This is a genomic window from Streptomyces sp. NPDC052225 (genome assembly GCF_040679615.1).
Classification (GTDB): domain Bacteria; phylum Actinomycetota; class Actinomycetes; order Streptomycetales; family Streptomycetaceae; genus Streptomyces.
The window spans coordinates 607,682-626,409 of record NZ_JBFAVD010000001.1; the positions used below are offsets into that span (position 1 = coordinate 607,682).

General features: G+C 73.1%; 11 protein-coding genes. 6 read left to right on the top strand and 5 right to left on the bottom strand.

The features are described 5' to 3' along the window. Window positions 1–378 precede the first annotated feature (378 nt). The gene (lhgO, locus tag AB0L37_RS03025; RefSeq protein WP_365499107.1) at window positions 379–1,578 is read right to left on the bottom strand and encodes an L-2-hydroxyglutarate oxidase; all 1,200 of its coding nucleotides are present in this window, start codon (window positions 1,576–1,578) and stop codon (window positions 379–381) included. Window positions 1,579–1,651: 73 nt separating this feature from the next. Next, entirely contained in the window at window positions 1,652–3,088 is a 1,437-nt protein-coding gene (locus AB0L37_RS03030; RefSeq protein ID WP_365499110.1) for an MFS transporter, read from the bottom strand. A gap of 617 nt (window positions 3,089–3,705) precedes the next feature. On the opposite strand from AB0L37_RS03030, the gene AB0L37_RS03035 reads away from it, so the two are divergent. Both AB0L37_RS03035 and AB0L37_RS03040 read left to right on the top strand, forming a co-directional pair. Further along, window positions 3,706–5,802 carry an asparagine synthase-related protein gene (locus tag AB0L37_RS03035; protein WP_365499113.1) on the top strand — a complete coding sequence of 699 codons (2,097 nt, stop codon included), beginning with the start codon at window positions 3,706–3,708 and terminating at the stop codon, window positions 5,800–5,802. A 66-nt stretch (window positions 5,803–5,868) separates the two neighbouring features. Then, window positions 5,869–9,078, top strand: a complete 3,210-nt coding sequence (locus AB0L37_RS03040) for a BTAD domain-containing putative transcriptional regulator (RefSeq protein WP_365499116.1) — start codon at window positions 5,869–5,871, stop codon at window positions 9,076–9,078. On the opposite strand, the gene AB0L37_RS03045 is transcribed toward AB0L37_RS03040, so the two are convergent. Together AB0L37_RS03045 and AB0L37_RS03050 are read right to left on the bottom strand one after the other, a co-directional pair. Next, window positions 9,065–10,906, bottom strand: a complete 1,842-nt coding sequence (locus tag AB0L37_RS03045; RefSeq protein ID WP_365499119.1) for a sigma-70 family RNA polymerase sigma factor — start codon at window positions 10,904–10,906, stop codon at window positions 9,065–9,067. The genes AB0L37_RS03040 and AB0L37_RS03045 overlap by 14 nt on opposite strands. 225 nt (window positions 10,907–11,131) lie before the next feature. Continuing rightward, window positions 11,132–11,896: a helix-turn-helix domain-containing protein gene (locus AB0L37_RS03050; RefSeq protein WP_365499122.1), complete on the bottom strand. Its 765-nt coding sequence runs from the start codon at window positions 11,894–11,896 to the stop codon at window positions 11,132–11,134. Between the two features lie 362 nt (window positions 11,897–12,258). On the opposite strand from AB0L37_RS03050, the gene AB0L37_RS03055 reads away from it, so the two are divergent. The 3 genes from AB0L37_RS03055 (at window position 12,259) to AB0L37_RS03065 (ending at window position 16,335) form a co-directional block, all read left to right on the top strand. Then, window positions 12,259–13,656, top strand: a complete 1,398-nt coding sequence (locus AB0L37_RS03055) for an NAD(P)/FAD-dependent oxidoreductase (protein WP_365499125.1) — start codon at window positions 12,259–12,261, stop codon at window positions 13,654–13,656. A gap of 158 nt (window positions 13,657–13,814) precedes the next feature. Then, on the top strand, window positions 13,815–15,464 hold the full coding sequence (locus AB0L37_RS03060) for a SpoIIE family protein phosphatase (protein ID WP_365499128.1): 1,650 nt from the start codon (window positions 13,815–13,817) through the stop codon (window positions 15,462–15,464). Between the two features lie 40 nt (window positions 15,465–15,504). Beyond that, the gene (locus AB0L37_RS03065; RefSeq protein WP_365499131.1) at window positions 15,505–16,335 is read left to right on the top strand and encodes a methyltransferase domain-containing protein; all 831 of its coding nucleotides are present in this window, start codon (window positions 15,505–15,507) and stop codon (window positions 16,333–16,335) included. A 7-nt stretch (window positions 16,336–16,342) separates the two neighbouring features. Here AB0L37_RS03065 and AB0L37_RS03070 read toward each other — a convergent pair whose 3' ends face one another. After that, a complete protein-coding gene (locus tag AB0L37_RS03070; RefSeq protein ID WP_365499134.1) occupies window positions 16,343–17,614 on the bottom strand; it encodes an MFS transporter in 1,272 nt (423 codons plus the stop codon). A gap of 143 nt (window positions 17,615–17,757) precedes the next feature. Between AB0L37_RS03070 and AB0L37_RS03075 the strand changes: the two genes are divergently transcribed. Beyond that, entirely contained in the window at window positions 17,758–18,312 is a 555-nt protein-coding gene (locus tag AB0L37_RS03075) for a MarR family transcriptional regulator (protein ID WP_365499137.1), read from the top strand. Window positions 18,313–18,728 lie beyond the last annotated feature (416 nt).

Genomic DNA, 18,728 nt, shown 5'->3' on the forward strand with positions numbered 1-18,728 from the left:
CCTCCGGCGGGGAAGGAGTGCTGGTCCGTAAGTCGAGCGCCTCCGGCGGGGAAGGAGTGCTGGTCCGTAAGTCGAGCGCCTCCGGCGGGGAAGGAGCGCGGTCCGCAGATCAAGCGCCTCCGGCAGCCTAGGAGTGCTGGTCCGTAAGTCGAGCGCCTTCGGCGGGGAGGGGGCGCTGGTCCGTAAGTCGAGCGCCTCCGGCAGCCTAGGAGCGCCGGTCCGTAAATCAAGCGCCTCCGGCAGCCAAGAAGCGCCGGTCCGCAAATCAAGCCCCTCCGGCAGCGAAGGAGCGCCGGTCCGTAAATCAAGCCCCTCCGGCGATTGAGGAGCGGGGTCCGGGGCGGAGCCCCGGGACACCAGCCACGACGCACCCGCACGTCACAACAACGCCAAGGCCCGACGCGCAACCTCCCGCCCAATAGGCAACGAAGCAGTCGCCGCAGGCGAAGGCGCGTTCAGCACATGAACCGCCCGAACCCCCTCCCGGATCAAGAAGTCGTCCACCAACGTCCCGTCCCGCAGAACCGCCTGGGCCCGAACCCCCGCATCAGCCCGCACCATGTCCCCCGGATCAACCGCCGGCACAAGCCTCCGCACCGCATCAGTAAAGGCCCGCTTGGAAGCGGAGCGCCTGAGCTCGCCCGCCCCGTACCGCCAGTGCTGCCGAGCTATCCGCCACGACCCCGGCCACGCCAGCGTCCCGGCCAGCTCCCGGGGCCGTACGACACCCCACCCGTACCCCTCGCGGGCCAGCGCCGGCACCGCGTTCGGCCCGACGTGGACGCCGCCGTCGATGCCGCGCGTGAGGTGCACGCCGAGGAACGGGAACGCCGGGTCCGGCACCGGGTACACCAGGCCGCGCACCAGCTCGGGCCGGGCCAGCTCGAAGTACTCGCCCCGGAACGGCACGATCCGCATCTCCGGGTCGTCCCCGGTCAGGCGCGCGACCCGGTCGCACTGCAACCCGGCGCAGTTCACCAGGACCCGCCCCCGCACGATCTCGCCGGAGGCGGTCCGCACGGCGACGCCGAGCCCGGCCCGCCGGTCGATCTGCACCACGTCGGCCCCGTAGCGGATGTCCGCCCCGGACGCCTCGGCGAGCCGCTCGGCGACCGCGCGGTAGTCCGCGATGCCGGTCGTGCCGACATGGATGGCGGCGAGCCCGCGCACCTCGGGCTCGTACTCCTGGATCTGCGCGGGGCCCAGCTCCCGCACCGGGATCCCGTTCTCCCTGCCGCGCTGGACCAGGGCGTGCAGACGCGGCAGCTCGTCGCGGCCGGTGGCGACGATGAGCTTTCCGGTGACCTGGTGCGGCACCCCGTACTCGGCGCAGAACTTGACCATCTCGGCCGCCCCGCGCACCGCGAACCGCGCCTTGAGCGAGCCGGGGCGGTAGTAGATCCCGCTGTGGATCACCCCGCTGTTGCGCCCCGTCTGATGGCGGGCGGGCCCGGCCTCCTTCTCCAGGACGACGACCCGCGTCCCCGGCGCGGCCCGTGAGACGGCATAGGCGGTGGAGAGCCCGACGATCCCCCCGCCGACCACCAGCACATCCCCGTCATACGCAGCCGTCCCCACCAGGCCTCACCTCCACGCCCTGCATCTTGCCCGACGCCACTGACAATCCACCCGGACGCCCACCTTCCAGGGCCTACGCCGGAGCCATCAGCAGGGGCCGCGCCCGCTCGCGCAGCTCGACCACCCGCGGCTCGTCCCCGTACGGCTCCAGGCGGTGCAGCAGGTCGCGGACGTACTCGGTGGTGCGCGCGGAGGAGATCCGGCCCGCCACTTCGAGAGCCCGGGTGCCCTGCTCGCACGCCGCGTCCAGGTTCCCCGACTCCAGCTCGGCGACGGCCGACACCACGAGCCGCAGGCCGTGCGAGCGCACGAACTCCTCGGTGGGCTTCGACAGCGCCTGCTCGGTGAAGCGCCGCACCTGGCGCGGCGCCTTCAGGTCGCGGTAGCACTCGGCCGCGTCCGCCGCGAAGCGGTCGTAGGAGTAGAAGCCGAGCCAGGACGGGTCGCTGTCGCCGTCCCGCGAGCGCTCCAGCCAGCCCTCGGCGGCCCGCAGCGCGGCTCCGGCGGCGTGCGCGTCACCGGCGCGCGCGTGCGCGCGTGCCTCGATGAGCCGGAAGAAGCTCATGGTCCGCGCGGTCGCGAGCCCCCGGTTGCGCTCGATCGCGGCCTGCGCCAGGTCGACGCCCTCGTCGCCGAAGCCGCGGTAGGTGGCCTGGAGCGACATGGAGGCGAGCACATAGCCGCCGAGCGGGACGTCGGCGGCGGCCCGCGCGAGCCGCAGCGCCTGGATGTAGTAGCGCTGCGCGGCCTCCTGCTGCCCGGTGTCGAACGCCATCCACCCGGCGAGCCGCGTCAGTTCGGCCGTCGCCCCGAAGAGCGAACGGCCGACGTCGTCCGAGTACGAGCCGAGCAGCAGCGGGGCCGCCTCGACCCGCAGGCACTCGGGCACCATCGACGAACGCCAGTCACCGCCCCCGTACTTGGAGTCCCAGCGGCGCGCGTCCTGGGCGGCTTCGCGCAGCTTCTGCACATCGCTGTGGCCGACCTTCTGGACCTTCTGCGGGGCCTCCTCCGCGCCCTCCACGTGGTGGGGCTCGCGCGCGACCGACGAGTCGGCCGGCGTTATCAGCCATCGTGAGGCCGGTGTCGCGTAGGCGCTCACCGCGAAGGAACCGGCCAGCGACTGCCAGATCCCGCCGCTGCCCGCGCGGCGCCCGGCGAGGTCGAGCCGGTACAGCTCGGTCGCGGAGCGCACGGCGGCCTGCACGTCGCGCGGGAACGCGAGACCCACCTCCGGCGCGGGATCCGCGTCGGCGAGGCCGATCTCGTGCAGCGGCACAGGCCTGCCGAGCTTCTGGCCGATCGCGGCGGCGATCAGGTGCGGGGCGGCGCCCTGCGGCACCATGCCCTTCGACACCCAGCGCGCCACCGACGTCTTGTCGTAGCGAAGTGTCAACCCGCGTTGAGCGCCAAGGTCGTTGACGCGGCGTGCGAGTCCTGCGTTGCTGATTCCCGCGAGGGCGAGAACGGTGCCGAGCTTTTCGTTCGGCCCGCGTTGCTCCCTGGACATGCGCCACCCCTCGACACAGACGGCTGCCGAGCCAGGCAGCTACGCCGGAAGAACAGCCCGACTCGATCTGGCATAACCGCGCGGCATTCGTACACCCAGCGTAGTTCGCCGCATCCCAAGCGTTAAGAGTCGTAGTTCCGGATGGCGGGATTGTTGTCCGTACGGAAGTACGGCGCAGGCCACGCCGTGTGACCGTGTGCTCCGCCTGTGGTGCCGTGCGCCCGTGCGTGCGCTCTTACCCGTACCCCCGGGGAGCGCTTCCATGGGACCTGCGTGGGTCGGCCCGCTGTACTGGATCCAGTGGGCTGGGGGACACCGCCGCCTACATCCCCGCGGGCGGCGGACCGGTCCGGGAGGCGAACCACGCCTCCCGGACTGTGCGTTGCGCGCTGTGGCCGAAGCGGGGTGTCCAGCTCCGGCCATCCCAGGCCGATTTGGCCGAATCTCGCCCCTGTCGTCCCGCCCCGAAGGGGTAGTGCCACGGTTCAACCACCGCTCAAAAGGGGCGCATTCGGGAGCGCAGAGGCCATTTCGCGCTCCTCACTTGCCCCCTCTTCGACGCCTCCTTCGTGGCAGCATGGGGACCTCCTGGTTGTCCACAGCCTGTGGAGGCGGCGATGCGGTGGTTGGTGGGGTGGAGCAGTACCGCCGCTGGGCCGGTCGCGTTCGGCTCCGCGGGAGCCACCGGCACGGAGGGCGAAACGGTACACCCGGTCGGCTCCCAACTCCTGTGGGGCGACCCGGATCCGCTGTGGGCGGTCGGCGACTGGCGCCCCGACGAGGTGCGCATCGTGCAGGCCGACGAGCAGACGCGGATCGCGGTCCTCGGCGTGTGCGGCGCCTCCGACGAACAGCTGCGCGTGGGCCTGTTCGCCGCGCGCGGCGGCGCACTGCGCCACCTCACGGCCTGGCCCGGCAGCTACACCGCGGTCGTCCAGGTGGGCCGCCGCGTCATGGTGGTGGGCGATCTCGCGGGCGCGCGGCCGGTGTTCTACACGCCGTGGGCGGGCGGCACGGCGTACGCGACGGCGGCGCTCCCGCTCGCCGACCTCATCGAGGCGAACCTGGACGTGGGCCACCTGGCCGCGCTGCTCGCCGCCCCGGACGTCCCCGAGGCGCTGCACGACTCGACGCCGTACCAGGGCGTGCGCCGCATCCCGCCCGGCCATGCGCTGATCCTCCGCGCCGGAGCCCGCGAGATCGCCGGCTACGAGGCCGTGGCGTCCCTCGCGGTGGCGACGCCGTCCGCCGACCCCGACAGCGCCGTGGACGGCGTCAGGGACGCCCTCGTGGACGCCGTACGGGCCCGGCTCGCCGCACCCCGGCACGTGCCCGGCACCGACCTCGACCCGGGGCCCGTGCCCGGCATGGGGCCCGCCGAGCGCCGCGCGGCCCGCGGCATGCCGGTGCCCGGCATCGGTGCCGACCTCTCCGGGGGCCCGGCCTCCGGCACTCTCGCCCTGCTCGCGGCGGGCCTGCCCGGCATGCCCGGCACGGTCCTCGGCCACGGCACGGGCGCCGGCGAGCGCCTCCTCGCGGTCACGTTCAACGACGTGTCGACCTCAACGGCCCACCACGAGGCGGAACTTGAGCGGGCCGGAGCGATCGCAGCCAACCCGCGCCTCCACCACGTAGTGGTGGCCGCGGGCGAAGAGGCCCTGCCCTACGCCGACCTGGAGGGGCCGCTCACCGACGAGCCGAGCCCGGTCCTCGTCACCGCCGCCCGCCACCGCGCCCGCCTCGCCTCCGGCAGCGCCGACCACTTCACCGGGTACGGCGCGCGCCAGGTCCTCGACGCCCATCCGGCGCGCCTGGCCGACCTGTTGATGGACCGGCGCCGCCGCTCGATGGTGCGGCCGGTCGCGGCGCTCACGAAGGCGGACGGTTCGCTCACCGTCCCGGCACGCGTCTACGGAGCGGCCAGAAAGCTCGCCCGTACGTCATACAAGGCGGGCCTCGACTCGCTCGCCGACCGCCTGCTGCACCGCCGCTTCGACGATCCGGGCGGGGCCGTCGGCGCGTCCCTCGCCGCGCTCGCGTGGGCCAGACCGGGGCCCGCCGCGCGCTGGCTGACCGGTGAGGCCCTCGCTGAAGTATCGGTTCGCCTACAGGAGGGGACGACCCGTCCCGGGGCCGGCCCCGGCCAGCGGCCGGGCGAGTTCAGGGCCCGCGCCGCCCTCGCCCGGCACGCCTCCGACCTGCGCATCCTCGAACAGGCGGCGGAGGTCCGCTTCCAGCGCCTGCACGCCCCGTTCCTCGACAACCAGGTGGTCCGCGCCTGCCGCGCCCTGCCCGAGTCCCTGCGCGTCCAGCCGGGCGCCCGCGCGGCCATCCTGCGCACCGTCCTGGAAGGCGCCGGCGTCACCGACCTGCCGCCGGGCTGGGGCGCCCCCTCCCACGCCACCTCGGCGGCGGCGGCCCGTACCGGCCTGCGCGTCTCGGCGGACACCCTCATCGCCCTCTTCGACACCCCGCTGCTCGCCCAGACCGGGCTGATCGAGGCCCGCGTCGTCCGCAAGGCCCTGCGCGCCGCCGCCGACGGCGAACCCCTGCCCCTCGACGGCCTCGCGGACCTGGTCGCCCTCGAACTGTGGCTGCGCCGCCTCCTCGCCCGCCGCGGCACCTGCTGGACCGGCACCCCGGCACGCGCGCGTGCCGTCCCGACCGGCAGCGTCGTACCGGAAAGGGCACTGGGCGCGGGCACGCCCCGCTGAGGCCCGTCCGTCGGCCCCCGCGCAAAAGGCCGGGTGCTCCGCCGCCGCCTCGGCGACAATGCCCAGGTGCAGTACACGATCCTCGGCACCACGCAGGCACACGACGACGGCACCCCCGTACCCGTAGGGGGACCGCGGCTGCGCGCCCTGCTCACGTCCCTGGCCCTGCACGTCCCGCACACCGCCCCGGTCGACGCCCTCATCGACGACGTCTGGGCGGACGACCCGCCCGCCGACGCCCCGGCCGCCCTCCAGGCCCTCGTCGGCCGGCTGCGCCGCGCCCTCGGCAAGGACGCGATCACCTCGCAGGCGGGCGGCTACCGGCTCGCGGCGACCCGCGACGACATCGACCTGTACGTCTTCGAGCGGCTGGTCAGGGACGGCACGGCAGCCCTCGCCGCCGACGACCCGGAGACGGCCGCCGCCGCCCTGCGCGAGGCCCTCGCCCTGTGGCACGGACCGGCCCTCGCCGACCTCCCCGACCACACCGCGGCGACCCGGCCCGAGGCCCAGCGCCTGGAGGCCACCCGCGCGCGCGTGGCCGCGGATCTCCGCCTCGGCCGCGCCGCCGACCTCGTACCGGAGCTGCGGGAACTCACCGCTGCCCACCCGTACGACGAGCCGCTGCACGCCCTGCTCGTCCGCGCCCTGCGCGCGACGGGCCGGGGCGCCGACGCGCTCGCCGCGTACGAGGAGGCCCGCCGCACTCTCGCGGACGGCCTCGGCGCCGACCCCGGGCCCGAACTGGTCGCGCTGCACGCCGAGTTGCTGGCCGAACCGGCCGGGGGAGACGCACCCGTCACACCCGTCACACCCGCCCCACGCCACCCGGTCAGGACCGGCAATCTCCGTCCCCGTCTGAATTCCTTCGTCGGCCGGGAACCCGAACTCGACGCGATCCGTTCTGACTTGCGAGGAGCACGCCTGGTCACGCTCACGGGCCCGGGCGGCTCCGGCAAGACCCGCCTGGCAGAGGAGGCCGCCGTCCCGGCCGCCGGTGCCTGGCTGGTCGAGCTGGCGCCGCTCGAGGACCCGCGGGCGGTCCCGGGCGCCGTCGTCAGCGCACTGGACCTGCGGGAGACGACTCTGATCACGAGCGAGATGTCCGTCGCTCACCACGACGATCCGACCCGGCTCCTCATCGAGCACTGCGCCCAGCGCACCCTGCTCCTGATCCTTGACAACTGCGAGCATGTGATCGATGCGGCAGCCGAGCTGGCCGAGACACTCCTCACCCACTGCCCGGGCCTCACGATCCTCGCCACCAGCCGCGAACCCCTCGGCGTGCCGGGGGAGTCCGTCCGCCCCGTCGAGCCGCTGCCACCCGACCCGGCCCTCCGCCTCTTCACCGAGCGGGCCGCCACGGTGAGCCCCGGCTTCGACCCCGGCCAGGATCCACAGGCCATCGCCGAGATCTGCCGTCGCCTCGACGGGCTGCCGCTCGCCATCGAGCTGGCCGCCGCCCGCCTGCGGCTGCTCACGCCCCGCCAGATCGCGGACCGCCTCGACGACCGCTTCCGTCTCCTGACCAGCGGCAGCCGCACCGTGCTGCCCCGCCAGCAGACCCTGCGCGCGGTCGTCGACTGGTCCTGGGAGCTGCTCGACGAGCGCGAGCGCACCGTGCTGTGCGAGCTCTCCGTCTTCGCGGGCGGCTGGGACCTGGAGGCGGCCGAGGCGGTGTGCTCCCCGCGGGGCGCCGCCGACGTCGTCGGCTCCCTCGTGGACAAGTCCCTGCTCATCGCCACCCCGGCCGACCGCGGGGCGTCCGGCATGCGCTACCGGATGCTGGAGACCATCCACGAGTACGCCACCGAGCGAGCCGCGGAGACCCCAGGACTCCAGCGGGCCGCCGAGCGCCGCCACCTCGCCTACGTGCGCGCGCTGGTCGCCGAGGCCGACCCCAAGGTGCGCTCCGCCGAGCAACTCCCGTGGATCCAGCGCCTGGAGGCGGAGCTGGACAACATCCGCGCGGCCCTGCACCGCGTCACGTCCTCGCCCGACCTGGTCGACGAGGAGACGGCGATCGCCCTGGCGCTGCACATGGGCTGGTTCTGGTGGCTGCGCAACTACCGCGCCGAGGGCTCGGAGTGGGTCGAGGCCGTCGTCAAGCTGATGCCGGACCGCTCGGCACCGGAGGACCCGGACGACCCGCTGTACTGGCCGCGGATGAACCTGCGGCTGCTCGCCCTGTTCCTGATGTCCGAGTCGCACCCTCAGCAGGCCGTCACCAGTGACGAGGACCGCGCGTACGTGGACCGCGTGCGCGCCGCCTTCGCACCCCCGAACCGGATGGGCGCCCGCTTCCCGGGGATCATCTGGCCCTTCTCGCTGTTCCTCACCGAGGACGCGCGGGACGTGCGCGCCGCCCTGGACGCCGCGGTCGCCAACTGCCGTGAGTTCGGCGGGGACTGGGAGGTCGGCGTCACCCTCATGTTCCGTACGCACACGGCGGTCGACGCCCCGGGCCACATGCAGGGCGTGGACGAGGACCTCGCCGAGCTGCGGGAGATCAGCCGGCGGGTGGGCGACCGCTGGATGCGGGCCCAGGTGCTCAGCGCCGCGGGCGAGGCCGACATGGGGCGCGGCCGGTTCCAGGAGGCGAAGACCGAGTACGAGGAGGCGCTGCGGCTCGCCTATGAAGTGGGGGCGTACGCCGAGACGCCGTTCCTGATGGCGCGCCTCGCCGAGATCGCCTTCCGCGCGGGCGAGCGGGAGAACGCGCAGAAGATCCTCGACGCCGCCAGCCACGAGGCGGAGCAGTACGGGACCAAGGACAGCGAAGCCTTCGCCGCGCTGCTGCGGGCCCAACTCGCCCTGTCCGACGGCCAGGTGGCCCGCGCGCGCGAGCTGTGCGAGATCTCCCGCAGGGTCTCCCGCGAGGGCACACCGCCGCCGCAGTTCGTCGCGGCGCTGTACTTGGTCGACACGCGGGCCACGGCCGCCGAGTCGGGCCCGGAGGCCGGCCTGGAACTGCTCGCCGAAGCCCTGGCGGACGACCTGCTGGAGCGGTGCTCGGAGGTGGTCGCCGCGTCCCTGGTGGACGTGGGCGCCGAACTCCTGTCCCGGTGCGGCGACATGGCGGGTGCGACGCGGCTGCTCGCGTTCTCCGACGCGCTGCGCGGCGGGCGCCCGCGGCCGATGCCGGAGCACGAGGAGTGCGCCGCCGTCGAGGCCGGGGCGCGGGCCGCACTCGGCCCCGAGCGGTACGAGGCCGAGCGCACGGCGGGCGCGGCGCTCACCCGCCAACAGGTCGTGGCCGAACTCAGCCGCAGGTGAAGCGGGACTCCGCCCAGTCGGCGAGCGCCACCGAGCCGAACGGTGTGTGGGGTTCGACCACGAGCCGGATCGTCTTCGCCCCCGTGAGGTTCACGTGCACCGGCACCGCCGGGTCGTGCCCGTGGACCACCTGCGACCGCCAGGCCCGCGCCCCGTCGACGTAGACGGAGAACCGGACGGCGCCCAGGCCCAGCGTCATGTCGTCGACGCCGACGACCGCGTCGTACGCCGTGCAGCTGCGGTTCAGGTCGATCGTGACGGAGGACTCGGCGTGCACCGAGACCCCGTTCGCGTAGCTCTTGCCGGCGATCGACATGCCGTAGCGCTGCCACGCCCAGCTGCTCTCGCCGAGCCGCATCTCGGGCTTGGTGCCGTCGCCGAGGGCGCCGTACTCCAGCCGGTTCCACTGGTAGACGGCCGGGGGCGGCGGCGGGGGAGTCGGCTTCGGGGTCGGCGTGGGCGTGGGCTTGGGAGGCGTCGGCTTCGGCTTCGGGGGCGTCGGCTTGGGCGTGGGCTTCGGCGTCGGCTTCGGCGTCGGGGTCGGTGTCGGCGTCGGCTTCGGGGTGGGCTTCGGCGCCGGGGGCTCGGGCTGCGGCTTCGGCGGCTTCGGCGACGGCTTCTGGGGCACGATCGGCTGCGAGACCGGAGGCTTCTCCCGCTTCGCCTCCGGCTCGGGCCGCTTGCCGTCGCCGCCGGTGAGCGCGATCGCAAGCGCGGCGGCGGTCGCGGCCGCCACCACACCGGCGGCGATCCCGGCCTTCGCGGGCGCGCCGAGCCCCTCGGAGGCCGCGGCGCCACCGGCCGCACCGCCCGCCGCACCTGCGGCGCCACCGCCGATGAGCGCGGCCACCTTCGCGTACCCGGCGGCACCGAACCAGCCGATGACCGCGACCGGCACGACGCCCGGGATGCCGCTGGCGACTTCCTTGATCTGCCCGGCCGCGAGGCGGCACTTGGCGCACTCCTCCAGGTGCTTGCGCAGGCCGCGCTCGGCCCGCGTGCGCAGGCTGCCGCGCGCGTACGCGCCGAGCCGGTCCGCGTAGCGCGAGCACTCCTCGGACTCGGTCAGCGTGGCCGAGACGTGTGCCTGGAGGTAGGCCTCCTTGAGGCCCTCGCGGGCGCGCTTGGCGAGCACGCGCGTGCCGTTGGCGTCGAGCCCGAAGAGCGTGGCGACCTCGCTGGGCGACTCGTCCTCGACCTCGGTGTGCCACAGGACGGCCTGCCAGCGCTCGGGCAGCGAGCGGAAGGCCTGCATGGCCATCGACTGCTCGGCCTCGTGCATGGCGAGGACGTCGGCGCCGAGGTCGAGGGTGTCGTCGTCGGACACCTCGTTGGTCCGGGCGGCCTGCGCGGCGAACACCGCGAAGTCATCTACCAGATGTTCTCTTTTGGCCGACTTCGTCCACCCCGCGGCGACGCGGCGCACGGTCGTCAGCAGATAGGCGCGCACCGCGTGCTCGGGCCCGCTGCCGCCGCGCACGGCCTGGAGCATGCGGGCGAAGACCTCGGCGGTCAGATCGTCGGCGGTGTGCCCGTCCCGGCAGCAGGTGCGGGCGTAGCGGCGTACGGCGGCGGCGTGCCTGCGGTACAGCTCCTCGTACGCGGTGTCGTCGCCCCCGCGCATCCGCCCGATCAAGTCGGCGTCGGAGGAGGGCGGATCACCGGGGAGGCCTTCGCGCTGCGCCGGCACGGACGCCGCGGCCTCGGCCTGCGCCGCACCCGGGGCCCGCCCGGAGCCGCCCTGGCTCGGCACCTGCCGGTCAGCGGGTTCCCCGGCGCTCGCCCCGCCACCGTCGGACCGCTGCTCGTCCCGACCGTCAACGCTCATCGCCGAAAGCCCCCGACCCCACACTCTGACCCGACCACCGGGAAAGAGTGCCACACAGGTGGGGCGCAGAACGGATCCCTGCACGGCAACCACTCATCCGTGGAGACTTCCCGCACCCGAGCACTACGGTTCACTCATCCGGGGAAGGCTCAACGACCGTGCCCGGAAAGGAAGTTGACCGCGGACGGCACGATCCGGCCGTCCGCGGTCAGCTCACCTCACGTGCTATGCGGGCCGCGAGCGCAGCCCTTCGAGAAGGATGTCGAGCAGCCGCGAGGACGCCGCCTGCTGCTGTGCCGCGTCCGGCAGCGAGGGCGCCGCCGTCGCGATGACGAGCAGCACGTCCGAGACGGTCACATCCCCGCGCAGCTCACCGGCCTCCCGTGCGCGGTCCACGAGCCGCCCCACGACGTCGAGCAGCGCCGCCGCCCCCGCGTCGTCCGCGGGCACACCGTCCTCCATCGGCGACCGCTGCTCCACGAGCCGCAGATCGGGCCCGTCCACCGCGGCCCGCTGCTGCGGAACCCTGGTCTCGTCCCGCTCGGCGCCCTCGTCGGCGACGCCCACCCGAAGAACCTGCGGCGGCAGCAGCCGGCCGGCGCCCGAGGCGACCGAGGTCCGCAGGAAGCGCGAGAGCGCCGACCACGGCTCGTCCTCCTGGCCGAGCGCGGTGCGCGCCTGGTCGGTCAGCCGGGAGGTCTCCTCCTCGGCTATCCGTCGCACCAGTACGTCCTTGCTGGGGAAGCGCCGGTAGACCGTGCCCACACCGACGCGGGCGCGGCGCGCCACGTCCTCCATGGGTGCCCCGTACCCCAGCTCGCCGAAGACCTCGCGGGCCGCGCGCAGCACGTGCTCGAGATTGCGCTGTGCGTCCACGCGCAGGGGCGTGTTCCGCGAACTGTCGCCCGCTCCCCGCCCGTTGGCGCCTCCCGCGACGCCCGCGGGCGCGACGGAAGACGCTGAGGTCCAATGAGAGTCCTGAATGTGCATATGTGTTCCCCCGGTAATGACGTCTCCCCCCGGAGACACTCCCCGTCATTGTCAGCCGGAGCGTGAGGAACAGACAGCGATTTCCGGGCCCGTCCGGCGGGCCCGCCAGTGCATCCCCCGACACCCCGACAGCACACGAACATAGTTGAGCGGGAGTCAATTCAGAAGGGGCAGGTTCCGCACGGAGCGCCCCCCGAACGGAGTACGCGCCGTTTCCGCCCTGATTGCACCCCTGTCGTCCACCCCCGGTGCGCCCCCTGACCTGCGCACCTGCCTCCGGACCAGGCCGCTTTCCTGACCGGTGGGACACCTTCCGCTCCGTCACACAAATTGTCGGGGCTGTGGACAAACGCAAGGGGCCGATGCGTCATGGGAGGGTGAGCGAACCTGCGCGCATTCTCGTTGTCGGCGGTGGCTACGTCGGGATGTACACGGCCCTGCGCCTCCAGAAGAAGCTCAAACAGGAGCTCAGGAGCGGCGCGGTGGAGATCGTCGTGATCACGCCCGACCCGTATATGACGTATCAGCCGTTCCTGCCCGAGGCCGCCGCGGGCTCCATCTCGCCGCGCCATGTCGTGGTCCCGCTGCGCCGCGTCCTCGACCGGTGCCACGTCGTCGTCGGCGAGGTCGTCGCGATCGACCACGCGAAGCGCACGGCCACGTACACCACCCTCGCCAGCGACGAGGAGGGCACGGGGCCGGCCGCCCTCCCGTACGACGAACTGGTCCTGGCGCCCGGCTCGATCTCGCGCACCCTGCCGGTCCCCGGACTCGCCGACTTCGGCATCGGGTTCAAGACGGTCGAGGAGGCCGTCGGCCTGCGCAACCACGTCATCGAGCAGCTCGACATCGCGTCCTCCACCCGCGACCCGGCGATCCGCGACGCGGCGCTCACCTTCGTCTTCGTGGGCGGCGGGTACGCGGGCGTCGAGGCGCTCGGCGAGCTGGAGGACATGGCCCGCTACGCGGCGAAGTACTACCACAACGTGAAACCCGAGGACCTGAAGTGGATCCTCGTCGAGGCGTCCGACCGGATCCTCCCCGAAGTCGGCCCCGAGATGGGCCAGTACACGATCCGCGAACTGCGCGGCCGCAACATCGACGTACGCCTGGAGACCCGTCTCGAATCCTGCGAGAACCGGGTCGCGGTCCTCAGCGACGGTTCCCGCTTCCCCACGCGTACGGTCGTGTGGACGGCCGGCGTCAAACCGAGTCCGCTGCTCGCCGCCACGGACCTGCCGCTGAACGAACGCGGCCGCCTGAAGTGCACCGCCCAGCTCGCGGTGGACGGCGCACCGCACGCCTGGGGCGCCGGCGACGCGGCGGCCGTCCCCGACGTCACCGCGCCCGGCAAGGAATGCGCGCCCAACGCCCAGCACGCCGTACGCCAGACCAAGACCCTCGCCGACAACATCGCGGCGTCCCTGCGCGGGCAGCCGCTCACCGACTACGAGCACGCGTACGTCGGCTCGGTCGCCTCGCTCGGCCTCCACAAAGGCGTCGCACACGTCTACGGACGCAAGCTGAAGGGCTACCCTGCCTGGTTCATGCACCGCGTCTACCACCTCAGCCGGGTGCCCACCGTCAACCGGAAGGCCCGCGTCCTGACCGAATGGACCCTCTCAGGACTCTTCAAGCGGGAGATCGTCTCGCTGGGTTCCCTGGAGCAGCCGCGCGCCGAGTTCGAACTCGCGGCCGGTGGCGTCCCTCCTGAGGACCCTTCCGCACCGCCGTCCGGCAGCCCGAAAGGGTCGCCCTGACCGCCCTGTTGACGCCATCGGAGGCGTCCGGCCCCCCGGAACGCGGAACTCCCGCTCACGGACCGGCGTCTGATGTTTGTCAGTACGGTCGGCCAGACTGGTCCACGACCCTGGGCGGGCTCCTCGCCCGCCCTCGACCCCACGAGGCTTGTCCCACAGTGAACTTCACGCGCTGGAGCGCCCGGCTCCCCGGAACGCAGCGCCGCGCCGCGGCGCGGGCCGACCACGGCGTACCCCAGCGAGGCGACGGCGCGGTCCCCGCGGCCCGCGCCGAGCAACTGCTGCCCGACGACCCCTCCGAGGACGGCGGTGTCGTCGTCGACGAACTCCCCGTGCGCGAGGTGCTCGACCGCATCCCGGCCCTGGTCGCCGTCGTGCAGGGCCCCGAGCACCGCGTCGCGTACGTCAACGACGCGTACGCCGCGGCCTTCGGCGACCGCCCCACCGGCGAGCCCGCCCGCGACGCCCTGCCCGAACTCGGCGACCTGAGCCTGCTGCCCCTCCTCGACCAGGTGCTGCGCAGCGCGAAGCCCCGTACGGTCAAGTCCCGCAAGGCCCCCGGCGGCCGCTCGTACACGGTGACCTGCACGCCCCTGGAGACCGCCGAGGGTCCGGGAGTCCTGATCTTCGCGGCCGACGTCACCGACCACGCGGAGGCCGTCGAACGGCTGCGCACCAGCGAGCGCGAACAGCGCGAGACCGCCGTCACGCTCCAACGCTCGCTCCTGCCACAGGAGTTGGAGGAGCCCGACGACCTGCGCATCGCCGCCACCTACCAGCCCGGCGGCACCGAGGCAGCGGTCGGCGGCGACTGGTACGACGTCATCACCCTCGGCGGCGGCCGCACGGCCCTCGTCATCGGCGACGTCATGGGCAGAGGCGTGCGCGCGGCCGCCGTCATGGGCCAGCTGCGCACGGCCGTCCGTGCCTACGCGCGTCTGGACCTGCCTCCGCACGAGGTACTCCAGCTCCTGGACGGCCTGGCTACGGAGATCGACCCGCACCAGATCGCCACCTGCGTCTACGCCGTCCACGACCCGAACGAGGGCCGCCTCGTCTACGCGTCCGCGGGCCACCTCCCCATCCTCGTACGCGACGAGAACGGCACGATCCACCGCGCCGAGGAACCCACCGGCCCGCCGCTCGGCACCGGCGGCTGGCTGCACACGTCGGGCTCCGTGCCGCTCGGCCCGGGATCGACCGCCGTCATGTACACCGACGGCCTGGTGGAGCGCAGGGACGAGGACATCGACGAGGGCGTGGCCTCGCTCGAACGCGCGCTGGCCGGCGCGACCGGCACGCCCCAGGTCGTCTGCGACCGCCTGATCCGCGCGCTCGGCGTCACCGCCGACCACGACGACGACGTGGCGGTCCTCGTCCTCCAGCACCCGGCCCGCAAGGGCCCCGACGGCGACCTGTTCCGCAACGCCGCGCTCGAACTCCTCGGCGGCGTCGAGGCCGCCCCGCGCGCCCGCGCCTTCGCCTCCGGAGTCCTCTCCAGCTGGCGCTTCACCCCGGAACTGCACGACCTCGGAGTCCTGGCCGCCAGCGAACTGGTCGCCAACTCCCTCCAGCACGGCACCCCGCCCATGCGCCTGCGCCTGCGCCGCACGGACCGCCGCCTGATCATCGAGGTCACCGACGGCGACGACCACCTGCCGCGGCGCCGCAGAGCGGACCCGGCGGACGAGACCGGCCGGGGCATCGCGATCATCGCCACGATCACCTCGAACTGGGGCTCGCGGCGCACCCCGGGCGGCGGCAAGGCGGTGTGGTGCGAGTTCGTTCTGCCGCGCGTCGCGCACTGAAGGTCTTCCGCGCGCACCCCGGCGGTGCTATCAGCTCCGTATGACCGATACGAGCGACGCCTCAGCAGCAGGCTTCCACCTCACCGGCAACGCCCCCGAGCGCTACGAGCGGTACGTCGCCCCGATCATGGCGCCGTTCGTCACGGCCCTCGTCGACAGCGCGGACCTCGGCCCCGGCGCCACCGTCCTCGACCTGGCCTGCGGCACCGGCTTCACCGCCCGCCTCGCCGCGGCCCGGGTCGGCCCCACCGGCCGGGTGCACGGCGCGGACGTCAACCCGGCGATGCTCGCGGTCGCCCTCGCGCACCGCCCGCACCTCTACCCCGACATCGAGTTCACCGAGGCCCCCGCCGAACACCTCCCGTACGACGACGAAATGTTCGACGCGGTCCTGTGCCAGCAGGGCGTCCAGTTCTTCCCGGACCTCGCGACGGCGCTCACGGAAACGGCCCGGGTCACCCGCCGCGGCGGCCGGTTCGCCGCCACGACCTGGACACACCCGGACCGCTCGCCCTACTTCACCGCCCAGCACGAGGCGATCGCCCGGTACGCGGGCCAGAACGCCGCCGGCGACTTCACCGCGGCGTTCCGCTGCACGGGCGACGTCGTGGCACAGGCCCTCCACAAGGCGGGCTTCCACGACGTGACGTCCCACGTCCTCACCCTCGACGTGATCCTGCCCCCGCTCGCCGACTTCGCCGCGGGCCACCTCTCGGCGCTGCCGTGGGGCCGGGAGATCGCCGAGGTGCACGGCGAGCAGGCCCTGCGGGAAACGGGCCGCACCCTCGCCGCCCGCTTCGCGGACCGCACGTCCCCCGACGGCACGGTGACGCTCCCCTTCACGGCGACGCTCACGACAGCGACCCGCTGACGCGCCCTTACGCCTCCGCGGCGGCCGGCTCCGGCACGCTCTGCCGCACGATCCGGCTCCCCGCGAGGGACGGCTGGTTCTGTACGGGGGTGAGCCGCTTCCCGAGCCGCACCGCGAGGACCGTGATCCCCAGCGAGAACAGCACGAAGGTCACGATGTACGGGCCGTGCAGCGCGGCCCCCATCGGCCCGCCCACGGCAGGCCCCACGGCCAACGCGAGCTGCTTCACCAGCGCGAAGGCCGAGTTGTACGACCCGACCATCCCGGCCGGCGCGAGATCGGCGACCAGCGGCGCGACGGTCGGCGACAGCATCGCCTCTCCGAGCCCGAAGAGCGCGTACGTGGAGATGAACGCGGCGGTGGCCATGGCCTGGCTGCCGCCCCCGAGCCCCGCGTACCCGGCCGCGATCCAGGCGACGGCCCAGATCAGCCCCACCGAGGCGATGACCCGCGACCGCTTCCGGCGCTCGACGAACTTGAGCACGGCGAACTGCGCGACGACGATCATCGCCGTGTTGGCGGCGAGCGCGATGCCCAGCGTGGACGGGGAGATCCCGGCGGCCTCGACGCCGTAGGCGCTCAGCCCCGACTCGAACTGCCCGTAGCAGGCGAAGAAGAGCACGAAGCCCAGCCCGCACAGCTGCACCATCGCCCGGTGCCCGAGCAGCGTCCGCAGTCCGCCACCGCCCTGCCCCTTCGGCACGGCGTCCCCGATACCCGGCGCCTGCGGCATCCGCACGGTCAGCACGACACCGGCGAGCACCAGGAACATCACGGCCTCGATGCCGAAGAGCAGCAGGAAGCTGTCCGGCCGCGTCTCGTCCACGATCTGGCCGCCGATGAGACCGCCGATGCCGAGGCCGAGGTTCTGCAGGAAGAACTGCATGGCGAACGACCGCGTCCGCGTCTCGGGCGCGGAGCACCACACGATCATCGTCGCGAGCGCGGGCTGCAACACGGCGGTACCCGCACCCAGCACGGCGGCCGCGGCGATCGCGGTCGGCTCACTGCTCGCGAGCCCGAGGCTGATCGCACCGACGGACGCCACGACCGACGCCGCCACGAGTACGGGCAGGGGACCGCGCCGGTCGATGGCGCGACCGGTGAAGGGCAGGACGACGAGGGCGGCCATGGCGAACGCGGCCAGCACGATGCCGGCCGCACCGGCTCCCAGATCCCGCACCTCTGCCACGTACACATAGAGGAACGGAACCGTGAAGCCGATACCGAACGCGCTCAGCGCGCTGCCTACCTGGATCCGGCGCATCGCAGCGCCCATCGCCCTGGTCACTTTCACCTGCCCTTTCGCAGTGTTGCCGTCTTCACCCGTTAGACCTGAAGACTTCGAAGCTAAAGTTAGAAGCTAAACAATACACAGAGAAGGACTTCAACGCCAACCACACCCGTGCCATACTTCCCGCCATGGCGGACACCCCCGGCGGGCCGACAGCCGAGCCGACCCTCGAAGAGCAGATCGCCGCGTACCAGCGCGAGTTCCAGGACCTCGACCCCCAGGTCGAGCAGATCGTCTCGGCGCTCGGCAGACTCAACCGCCGCATGAACGTGGCGTACGGGCGGCAGACGTCGGAGATCGGCATCAGCAACGCCGAGTGGGAGGTCCTCAAGGCCCTCGTCCTCTCCGGCGCCCCCTACCGGATGGGCCCCGGCGACCTGGCGAAGCGCCTCGGCCTGACCCCCGCCGCGATGACCCACCGCATCGACCGCATGGTCCAGGAGGGCCTGGTCACGCGGGACCGCGACGAGAACAACCGCGTACGCGTCATCGTCGAGCTCACCGCGGAGGGCCGCGAGAAGTGGCTGGCGGCGATGCGCCTGGCCTCGGTCTTCGAGGAGGACCTCCTCCAGGACCTCACCCCCGCGGAGCGCGGCGCCCTCGGCGAGGTCCTCACCCGCCTCCTGCGCCGCGTCGAGGACGCCCAGCCGGATGCCGGCGGCCGCCTCAACGACCTCGACTGAGATCCACGGAGGTGGGGGTTGACGCGCCCCCGCCCGGTCTGTAAAGTTCTTCGGGTTGCCGCGGAGCCGTAACGGTTCTGCGACAGCACCTCCCGCCGCTGAAGCGGCACCCAAAACACCAGCACGATCTCCCTCCGGGATTGTTTTCGGCGTGCCCGAATTCAATTTCGACCCCGATTAGGTTCGGGGCGGGGAATCCGCTAATGTTCTGGACGTCGGAACGGCCCAACAGCCGCAAAGACAAGCCCGGTTGACTGGGAATCAGGCCCGAAAGGATCTGATAGAGTCAACACCGCCGGAAGGCCGAAAAGCCGGAAAGCACCGAGGAAATCGGATCGGAAAGATCTGATAGAGTCGGAAACGCAAGACCGAAGGGAAGCGCCCGGAGGAAAGCCCGAGAGGGTGAGTACAAAGGA

What these genes read in the sequence shown, in the direction of transcription:
- AB0L37_RS03030 (WP_365499110.1), bottom strand. Translation starts at nt 3,088, where the DNA reads ATGTCCAGGGAGCAACGCGGGCCGAACGAAAAGCTCGGCACCGTTCTC.
- AB0L37_RS03035 (WP_365499113.1), top strand. Translation starts at nt 3,706, where the DNA reads ATGCGGTGGTTGGTGGGGTGGAGCAGTACCGCCGCTGGGCCGGTCGCG.
- AB0L37_RS03045 (WP_365499119.1), bottom strand. Translation starts at nt 10,906, where the DNA reads ATGAGCGTTGACGGTCGGGACGAGCAGCGGTCCGACGGTGGCGGGGCG.
- AB0L37_RS03050 (WP_365499122.1), bottom strand. Translation starts at nt 11,896, where the DNA reads ATGCACATTCAGGACTCTCATTGGACCTCAGCGTCTTCCGTCGCGCCC.
- AB0L37_RS03055 (WP_365499125.1), top strand. Translation starts at nt 12,259, where the DNA reads ATGCGTCATGGGAGGGTGAGCGAACCTGCGCGCATTCTCGTTGTCGGC.
- AB0L37_RS03065 (WP_365499131.1), top strand. Translation starts at nt 15,505, where the DNA reads ATGACCGATACGAGCGACGCCTCAGCAGCAGGCTTCCACCTCACCGGC.
- AB0L37_RS03070 (WP_365499134.1), bottom strand. Translation starts at nt 17,614, where the DNA reads ATGGGCGCTGCGATGCGCCGGATCCAGGTAGGCAGCGCGCTGAGCGCG.
- AB0L37_RS03075 (WP_365499137.1), top strand. Translation starts at nt 17,758, where the DNA reads ATGGCGGACACCCCCGGCGGGCCGACAGCCGAGCCGACCCTCGAAGAG.